2 tRNA genes are annotated in these 339 nt (G+C 50.1%); both read left to right on the forward strand.

Annotation, left to right across the window (positions count from 1 at the left end):
- Positions 1–59 precede the first annotated feature (59 nt).
- Positions 60–133, forward strand: a tRNA-Asp gene (locus tag D0T66_RS16130).
- Between the two features lie 35 nt (positions 134–168).
- Positions 169–241: transfer RNA gene (locus tag D0T66_RS16135), tRNA-Val, on the forward strand.
- The last annotated feature ends 98 nt before the right edge of the window (positions 242–339 follow it).

Genomic DNA, 339 nt, shown 5'->3' on the forward strand with positions numbered 1-339 from the left:
TTAGAGCAATCGGCTCATAACCGATCGGTCCGGGGTTCAAGTCCCTGAAGGTCCATTTAGGCCCAGTGGCTCAGTTGGTTAGAGCGCCGCCCTGTCACGGCGGAGGTCGAGAGTTCGAGTCTCTTCTGGGTCGTTAGTACATTTGTACTAATGATTAATTTTATATTTGGGATCAGAGCTCAGCTGGGAGAGCACCTGCCTTACAAGCAGGGGGTCATAGGTTCGAGCCCTATTGGTCCCACTCACTTTTTTAGATAAGTGATTATATAACATGGATGGGTTCCCGAGTGGCCAAAGGGGGCAGACTGTAAATATGTTGGCAACGCCTTCGAAGGTTCG

The organism is Dysgonomonas sp. 25 (assembly GCF_010501075.1).
GTDB lineage: Bacteria > Bacteroidota > Bacteroidia > Bacteroidales > Dysgonomonadaceae > Dysgonomonas.